The 5,006-nt window shown below is 50.8% G+C and carries 4 protein-coding genes and 3 pseudogenes; 2 read left to right on the forward strand and 5 right to left on the reverse strand.

The features are described 5' to 3' along the window. Positions 1-5: 5 nt before the first annotated feature. Positions 6-83 (forward strand): annotated as a pseudogene (gene cvaC / locus E0D98_RS21260) (colicin V); the annotation flags it as partial. Between the two features lie 267 nt (positions 84-350). Here cvaC and E0D98_RS21265 read toward each other — a convergent pair. The 4 genes and pseudogenes from E0D98_RS21265 to tnpA form a co-directional block, all read right to left on the reverse strand. Beyond that, positions 351-1,592, reverse strand: a pseudogene (locus E0D98_RS21265) (Tn3-like element ISEc63 family transposase); the annotation flags it as partial. A gap of 32 nt (positions 1,593-1,624) precedes the next feature. Next, positions 1,625-3,181 carry an IS66 family transposase gene (locus E0D98_RS21270; RefSeq protein ID WP_001066416.1) on the reverse strand — a complete coding sequence of 519 codons (1,557 nt, stop codon included), beginning with the start codon at positions 3,179-3,181 and terminating at the stop codon, positions 1,625-1,627. Between the two features lie 19 nt (positions 3,182-3,200). Then, positions 3,201-3,548, reverse strand: a complete 348-nt coding sequence (gene tnpB, locus E0D98_RS21275) for an IS66 family insertion sequence element accessory protein TnpB (RefSeq protein WP_000631723.1) — start codon at positions 3,546-3,548, stop codon at positions 3,201-3,203. Then, on the reverse strand, positions 3,545-4,219 hold the full coding sequence (tnpA, locus tag E0D98_RS21280; protein ID WP_050877122.1) for an IS66-like element accessory protein TnpA: 675 nt from the start codon (positions 4,217-4,219) through the stop codon (positions 3,545-3,547). Before tnpA ends, tnpB begins: the two co-directional genes overlap by 4 nt. Before the next feature lie 91 nt (positions 4,220-4,310). On the opposite strand from tnpA, the pseudogene E0D98_RS21285 reads away from it, so the two are divergent. Next, positions 4,311-4,418, forward strand: a pseudogene (locus E0D98_RS21285) (helix-turn-helix domain-containing protein); the annotation flags it as partial. 99 nt (positions 4,419-4,517) lie between these two features. On the opposite strand, the gene E0D98_RS28545 reads toward E0D98_RS21285, so the two are convergent. Beyond that, positions 4,518-4,769, reverse strand: coding sequence for a PD-(D/E)XK nuclease superfamily protein (locus E0D98_RS28545; RefSeq protein ID WP_252157285.1), 252 nt, complete (start codon positions 4,767-4,769; stop codon positions 4,518-4,520). Positions 4,770-5,006: the final 237 nt, after the last annotated feature.

Below are 5,006 nucleotides of genomic sequence, written 5' to 3' on the forward strand. Positions count from 1 at the left end.
ATCATATGAGAACTCTGACTCTAAATGAATTAGATTCTGTTTCTGGTGGTGCTTCAGGGCGTGATATTGCGATGGCTATAGGAGGGGGCCGCTTGGAAAACGGAATCTATGGTCACTCCCGTTTTTGCAACACCGATTTTGACGATAAGTGGGCTTGCTTGAATCTATCCGGCGTCTGAATGGGATTTTATTCCCGCGCCTCGATGAGTTCCGCGCCTGATGAACCTCAAGAAAATATACGGCTTCAATGAGCCTTTCCGTTTCACAGGTTCCTCAACAGGCCGGTGGGCCGTTCATATCATCAATAATCAGTATCCGGGGGTTGAGGGCCAATGGAACGAAAACATACGTTAAGGAGATAATTCGTTGTTTATATTTAAATTTAGAGCTCTCAGCTCTCCTTTTAAAATATCCTCTGGCAGTGTGAATGTATAATGGCCCAACATATTGATGTGCCCGTGCATCAGGGGAGATAGCCGAGCGATATCTTCATCTATAATTTCTTCTCCATTACGGCGCATCCAGCTCAACACTTCCTGCATATAGAGCGTGTTCCACAGAACCACTGCATTAGTAACCAGGCCCAGAGCCCCCAGTTGATCTTCCTGCCCTTCACGATAACGCTTTCTGATCTCTCCGCGTTGTCCGTAACAAATCGCACGAGCCACAGCGTGGCGGCCTTCTCCTCGATTGAGCTGCGTCAGGATCCGCCGACGATAATCTTCATCCTCAATATAATTGAGGAGATATAGCGTTTTGTTTACACGCCCTACTTCCATAATTGCCTGTGCCAGTCCTGATGGGCGCGAGCTTTTCAGTAAAGAGCGAATAAGTTCTGACGCATGAATTGTACCCAACTTCAGCGAACCAGCGGTTCGCATCATCTCATCCCACTGACTCTCCGCTTTTGACAGATCTGCATATCCTCGGGCCAACTTATCCAGTACTCCGTAGTTTGCCGATTTATTCACCCGCCAGAACACCGCTTCACCTGCATCGGCAAGCCGGGGGGAAAACTGATACCCCAGTAGCCAGAACAGACCGAAAATAATATCGCTGCTACCCGCAGTGTCTGTCATGATCTCAACTGGATTCAGCCCTGTCTGCTGCTCAAGAAGTCCTTCCAGTACAAAAATCGAATCCCGTAATGTACCGAGTACCACAATGCCATGAAAACCAGAGTACTGATCAGATACGAAGTTATACCAGGTGATGCCTCGTCCAGAACCAAAATATTTTCTGTTAGATCCTGAGTTGATAGTCTTCACTGGTGTGATAAAACGCATGCCGTCAGCTGATGCCACTTCTCCACCTCCCCAACGACCAGCAAGCTCCAGTGTGGACTGAAAATCAACCAGGCGGGCATTGGCGCTGACTAGCGTTTCTGCACGAAGGTAATTCTGTTTCACCCAACTGAGCCGATGACGGGTCAGTGCTGGTATATTGTGCTTTAGCAGCGGCTCCAGTCCGATATTACAGGCTTCAGCCATCAATACCGCACATAAACTGATGTGCAAATCTTGCGCTCGAGCACCAGATTCACTGACATGTGCAAACTCATGTGTAAATCCTGTCCGGGCATCTATCTCAAGGTAAGCGCACCGTGAAGGACGTGGGGTAAAAATTAGTTTACAGATTGAGTGACATTCCAGGGCAACAACTCTTTCACGCGGTTGGCAGGCCAGGTGTTGATTACACTGATCACGTGGCGTAGCCACGTTTCCGGCTCGATTCCGTTAAGTTTGCAGCTACCGATCAGGCTGTACATCACTGCCGCACTCTCGCCTCCACCATCAGAGCCGAAGAACATGTAGTTACGCCGCCCCAGTGCAACTACCCGGAGGGCGTTTTCACACAGGTTATTGTCGATCTCCACCCAGCCATTGCGGCAGTATTCGTTCAGAGCGTCCCATTGCTTCAGCAGATAGGTGAACGCTTTCGCTGTATCCGAGTGGCGCGACAGCGTGCTCATCTGCCCCTGGAGCCACTCATACAACGACTGCATTAGCGGTACCGTTCTGGCTTTTCTGACCGCCAGTCGCTCTTCTGCCGGACTGCCGCGGATCTCAGCCTCGATAGCGTACAGTTCCCCGATACGACGGAGCGCTTCTCCCGTTACTGTCGTTGGATGGCGGACATGTACATCGTGGATCTTGCGTCGGGCATGTGCCATACAAGCCGCTTCGGTTACCTGACCGCTTTCGTAAAGAGCATTGTAACCCGCATATGCATCGGCCTGCAGGATACCTCTGTAGTCCGCCAGATGTTGCTGTGGGTGGATGCCTTTGCGGTCGGGAGAGTATGAGAACCACACCGCTGCCGGCATGGTCGAACCGGCGTTGCGATCGTCACGAACATAGACCCACAGCCGTCCGGTACGGGTTTTACCCTGACCCGGCTCCAGTACATTTACCGGCGTGTCATCGGCATGCACTTTACCCGGCATCAGCACATAGTGCTTCAGTTCATCATACAGCGGGCGAAGCTGCTCTCCCATGATGTCAACCCAGCGCCCCATTGTATTGCGGTGCAGCTCCACGCCCTGGCGGGCATAGATTTCCGACTGACGGTACAGCGGCAGATGCTCGGCGAACTTAGCCATGATTATGCGGGCCAGCAGAGCCGGACTGGCGTAACTGCGCTCGATGGGTTTTGGTGGCTGCGGAGCCTGAACTATACAGTCGCACCGGCTGCTGGCCAGTTTTGGGCGAACCGTTTCGATTACCCTGAACGCGGTGTTGATGATATCCAGTTGTTCAGAGATGCTTTCTCCCAGCGGTTTCAGTTTGCCGCTGCAGACGGGGCATTCGGTTTCTGCCGGGGAGATAACCTGCCTGTCACGGGGAAGTGTTGCCGGAAGTGCTTTGCGGACGGGAGAGTCTGATGTTTTCGGCGCTGTCTCTCCGGCCATTGAGGTGAGTTGCAACTGCGCCTCACCAAGCCTGTTCTGGAGCTCGGTTATACGCGTTTCTGCCCGTGCGATCTTCTTTTCTATCTTCTCGCGGCTTTTCTCGCTGCTGCGACCGAACAACATTCTCTGCAGTTTAGCGACCAGCGCTCTGAGTGAGCTGATCTCGCGGGCATAGCCGGTTATTTCACCAGACAGACGGACGATAACAGCCTGCTGTGCGATCAGCAGGGCCTTCAGTTGCTCGATGTCGTCGGGGAGTGTGTTGTTCATTCCCCTGTTTTATCACGGGTTATATCCGGATGCCAGGCCGTTCTGTCCGTTTGGGATGTTGCCACGCGCTCCCCTCCAGTAGCATGGATAACTGAGCTGGCGTCAGGTGCACTTTCCCTTCCCGGGTTACCGGCCAGATGAAGCGGCCCCGTTCCAGGCGTTTGGCGAACAGGCATAACCCGTCACGATCGGCCCACAGTATTTTCACCATTTTGCCACTGCGGCCCCGGAAGACGAAGATATGCCCGGAGAACGGGTCATCTTTCAGCGTGTTCTGCACCTTCGAAGCCAGGCCGTTGAAGCCACAACGCATATCTGTGATGCCAGCGATGATCCAGATTCTGGTACCGGTTGGCAGCGTTATCATCGGGTACCTCCTTTCATTTCGCGGATTAGCGCCTGTAACATTTCCGGAGTGAGAGGGTCAAACAGTTTTACCACACCTGATTTAAGATGCAGCTCGCACCGTGGGACGTTTCCGGGATCACTCTCAGGGCACTCATCAGGCTTGTTACGCCAGAAGGGATTTGTAACTGGTCTGGTCGGCTCTGGCGTATCAGTCAGAGCCACCGGGACAGGCATGCATTCCTGTATGTCATCATCGCTCAGTAAGCCGTCCTCGTACTGGCTTTTCCATTTAAACAGCAGGTTATCATTGATACCGTGCTCTCTGGCGATCCGGGCAACAACAGCACCGGGCTGTAATGCCTGCTTAGCCAGACGAACCTTAAATTCACGGCTGTAGCTGGCTCGCCGTTCTTTTCGCCATGTGCCTTCGCTGATTTGAGGCTCTGTTAATTCCTTCTTTCTGTTGGCATAAAGGATGGCATCAAGCTGAGCTAATGAAACTGAATCGGGCAATGGCCATGCGATACCGGATGCAATAAATCGCTGAAAAAGCGTATGTATTGTGGAATGACTGAGACCTAGACGCTGAGCGATGGCCCGGATGGTCAGTTTATCTTCAAATCTTAAACGCAGAGCATCAGGCAAATAAGAACGGAAGCAGGGAATATCTTTTTTTGTCTGGGAATTCATCGTTCGTGTCCATCTATATAGATGGGCGCGATTGTTGCCAGACAGGACAATTTTCACAAGACGTCGCAGATGGGGCGCTTACAGAGGTTCTGTGCTGGCGTTGCACCAGAAAGGTACAGGAGCAACAGAAATTGCCCGTCAGTTAAGTATAGCCCGCTCTACGGTTTATAAAATTCTGGAAGAAGGGAAGGCAGAATAGGCCAATATTTACACAATTAACTAATATTTTCTACGCAATACGTGACACCTTTCGAGGAGAAGTGCTCGAAATTTCAGACATAAAAAGCCCCGTAGGGCCTTAGATGATTTCTTCCAATGCTGATTCCAGTTCTTTTACTTGCATTGCTCTAAGACGAGGAGCTAATGTTCGATGGGCGTTTAAGTAATCAATGGCTCTTGTTACCAGCTTTCCTCCGCCACAGACAACGAAATAACTCTGATGTTGTGTGTGTTGTGCATCAAGAACTGTGTGGCCTAGCTTCTCTATTGCGGTACCACTCACTTCCTGCCATTTAGCCGTTATTTGAACGGTACCGGTATTAGTGAACAACAGGAAGTGGGCTATTTCATTCTTTCCCGCGATCAGACCAGGATAACTGACATTTTTTTAAACGTCATCGGAGCTTCTGAGTTACTTAGCTCAAAGCCTGCCCCAGAAATAATTGCTTCAATATCACGCAGTAATTCTGCTCTGGACATACTTTCACCTTATCGTGTTGTATCTTTTTTGATCTTGGGGGGGAGGCAGAATTTTCAAGATGTAGGCGTTTTATTTTATGGTTAATAA

Source organism: Escherichia sp. KCJ4928 (genome assembly GCF_004352695.1).
GTDB lineage: Bacteria > Pseudomonadota > Gammaproteobacteria > Enterobacterales > Enterobacteriaceae > ECMA0423.

What these genes read in the sequence shown, in the direction of transcription:
- E0D98_RS21270 (WP_001066416.1), bottom strand. Translation starts at nt 3,181, where the DNA reads ATGAACAACACACTCCCCGACGACATCGAGCAACTGAAGGCCCTGCTG.
- tnpB (WP_000631723.1), bottom strand. Translation starts at nt 3,548, where the DNA reads ATGATAACGCTGCCAACCGGTACCAGAATCTGGATCATCGCTGGCATC.
- tnpA (WP_050877122.1), bottom strand. Translation starts at nt 4,219, where the DNA reads ATGAATTCCCAGACAAAAAAAGATATTCCCTGCTTCCGTTCTTATTTG.